The 3,322-nt window shown below is 44.3% G+C and carries 2 protein-coding genes; both read right to left on the reverse strand.

Annotated features, from left to right (window positions below; translation table 11 throughout):
- Positions 1-118: 118 nt before the first annotated feature.
- Positions 119-2,020, reverse strand: coding sequence for a glycosyltransferase (locus tag ACR2F3_RS08750; RefSeq protein ID WP_432709599.1), 1,902 nt, complete (start codon positions 2,018-2,020; stop codon positions 119-121).
- A gap of 18 nt (positions 2,021-2,038) precedes the next feature.
- Positions 2,039-3,322, reverse strand: a 1,284-nt coding sequence (locus ACR2F3_RS08755) for a glycosyltransferase (RefSeq protein WP_432709600.1), incomplete at its 5' end; no start/stop codon positions are given.

Consider the following 3,322-nt stretch of genomic DNA (forward strand, 5'->3'; position numbering starts at 1 on the left):
ATTCTGCAATGCAAGTAGCCCATCAATGGTGTTTGGCGACAATGAAATTTTATTTGGATCGACATTATATGGTACATCAGGGATTAAGGTCCCGTCTTTATCCATAAAAATGGCTTTCCTAACTGCCATAGTGTTGCTTAATTTTATTATTAACAATTATTTTAAAAGGAAAACTCTCCATAGTGGCCGTTTTTTTTACTGGTTGTTTGCCAAACATCCTATTTTCAATTAAACCACACAGCAAGTGCACAAGGTGTAAATGGACTTCCTGTATACGTTGGGTGCTGTTGGAAGGAACAATGATATTAACGTGCCCCTTAGCTGCTGCCTCACCCCCATCTTTGCCAAGCATGTTTATGCAGAATAACCCCTGTTTCCGGGCTGTATTGATTGCTTTTATAATATTTGGAGAAACACCGCTTGTGCTCAAACAAAGTAAAACATCACCTCCACTTCCATAAGCCTCTACCTGACGGGCAAATACATCCTCGAAGCCGAAATCATTTGCCCACGCTGTCATTAAAGCATTATCTGAAGTTAAGGAAATAACCGGCAATGCTTTACGATATGGCATTTCAAACCTCCCTAACAATTCTGCAGAGAAATGCTGACTTTCAGCAGCACTTCCGCCATTGCCACAAACGAGGATTTTACCTCCATTTTGCAATGTTTGACTCATGATAGCAGCTGCCTCACATACCAGACTCCCTAAACTGGAGGCTGATCTGCTAAATGTAGCAGCAGCATCGTGAAACGCCTCGCTAATCACCCGTAGTTCTGCTTCACGCTGGCGGTCTTCATCGTTTCCGATCAAATCCAGGTATAAATCAAGCATCTTGTCGGCAACCTTTTCCCAGGTAAAATGCTCATTAACATGGTCCAACGCCTGTTTGCCCATAAGGTCAATCAAAAGTAAGTTGTTAACAAGTAGCGAGATGCGGTCGGCAAGCACACCCGGTTGTTTTGGCGGCACTAAAAATCCGGTTTTCCCATCAACTACCGTATGTTTTATGCCCCCCACATTTGCACCAATTACTGGGGTTCCACATGCCATGGCCTCTAATGGCGTGATGCCAAAAGGCTCATACCAAGGCGTGGTTACAAATACATCGGCGGCATCGTAATAACACCTAAGTTCCGCTCTATCTTTTCTGCCAGTAAAAATCACCTGTTCTTCCAGTGATAAATCGCTTACCAATGCCTTTAATCGTTGTAATTCATTATTGGGTTCACCAGCCTCACCTCCAACGATCATCAACTTGACCTTTTTACCTGGCGTATTGAGCAGAGGTAGGGCACAGATTACATTATCTATGCCCTTTCGGGGAACCATACGCCCCAATTGCAAAATCATCACCTCTTTATCCTTTAGGTTCAGCCGCTTTTTAGCTGAAACTTTATCTTCCGGAAAAAACTCTTTTTGATTAAAACCGCAAGGGATAATAGCGAGTTTAGCAGGATCCGCCTGGTAGTCATTTATCAAGTCTTCAAAATCCTGCGGACATTCGGCAACGATACGGTCAGCTTCACGAACAATGGCCTCTTCAATTACCAGCCGCTCTGGCGGAAATTTATCCTGATCCTTTTGATAGCGCATCCTTACATGCCCCAAAGCATGGAAGGTAATCACAAAGGGAATTTTTAACATAGATTTGAGCCACATAGCCACTAAACCCGACATCCAGAAATTTGCATGAATAAGTTTGTAACACAATTGCTGGCTGGAAATAAAGGCAAGCATGTCCTGCTTAAACTCTTCCATGAACCCTAAAAGTTCTTCCTTGGCAATATATTGGATGGGGCCTGCCTTCAGATGGATAACACGAACACCTGGATAGTAAGTAACGACCCTGGGTAAATTTGAATCTTCCCATCGGGTGTATATATCAACTAAATAGTCATTTTTTGAAAGCTGAATGGCCAATTCCCCCACATAGACGTTTTGACCGCCTCCGTCTGTTCCGCCTAAAGAGGCTAATGGTGAGGCATGTTCGCTGATAAATGCAATATTCTTTTTCATCATCATCTGGATAAGCGGTCAGGGCAATATTTTCGTATATTCAGAAGCATAATCTCCGTCGATTACATGTTGGAATAGTGTTTCCCATTCTTGTGTAAACCTGTTAATATTAAACTTCTCCATTGCCCTCTCCCTGGCATGTTTACTTATGGTCATTGCTGCAGAATGATCGTCCAAAAGAAATTTCATCCGGTCAATCAGGTAATTAATATCGGTATGAATAAATCCTGAGTGGCCATCTTTTATAGCAACTGCCATTTCAGTTGTAGCAAGCCCTACAATGGGCATACCTAATGCCATTGCCTCACATACCGCTAAGCCTAAACTTGTATAGCGGATTGGATTAAACAAGAAACGGTATTGACTCATGAATTCAGGCAGCTGAGGGTGCAATACTTCGCCTATACCATATGCTTCTGCACCCATGCCCACAATGTCTAAAGGAATATGCTTGCGGACTTCGTTAAAAATATCCAGACCAAGCAGTCTGCCTCTTGTCGGTAAATTATTTATCACCACCAGGCCACGATTTAAAGTACCGGTATAGGTATACTCTGGCATTGTAACACCGTGTGTAATGACCCTGGCGGTAAGGTGGTGGTTATCCCACATTAGCTGGTTAAAATTTGTTACATGAACCAAAATAACATCTGGGTCTTTCAAAGGATGTCGACTGTCCGTAGGTGTTATGATCATCACACGGGATTCCTCATTGAGATGCGTATCGTTGGGAACGAATCTGTCGCTTCCGAGACTGGTTTCCACCACGGGATGGCGTCCGTTCAGAATCTCATACCGCCCTTCTTCGTTGAGGGACGGACGGACATAATTGTTGTCCAGCGCGGCTTTTGCAAGCGCTTCGATGGCATCAATGGTTTTGAGCGCATTCGCGGTATCGCGGATGGTTTCAATGTTTTCAAGCAGCAGTTCGCGGATTTTCAGGAACATCTCATATTCAAGTTTCACCGCGCCGTCTTCCGCGCCGAGGATCGTGTCTTCCAGTTTCTTGAGTTCATCCGTGATGAAACGCTCGGCGTTCGCAAGCGTCTGTTTGCGCGTATAGCGAAGCGGCACCAAATCATAGAAAGATTTGGTTACTTCGATATAGTATCCGAACAGACGGTTATAGCCGATTTTGAGCCCTTTGATTCCCGTGGCGTCCCGCTCTTTCTGTTCCAGTTCCGCGAGCCAGCTTTTCCCGTTCAGAGAGGCGTGTCTGTATTGGTCCAGTTGTTCATTGAAGCCGTTTTTGAAGAAAGTGGGATGTAGCCATGTGGTTCTGTGAGCCAAGGGGGTGTCCCT

Source organism: Pedobacter sp., assembly GCF_045627485.1.
GTDB lineage: Bacteria > Bacteroidota > Bacteroidia > Sphingobacteriales > Sphingobacteriaceae > Pedobacter.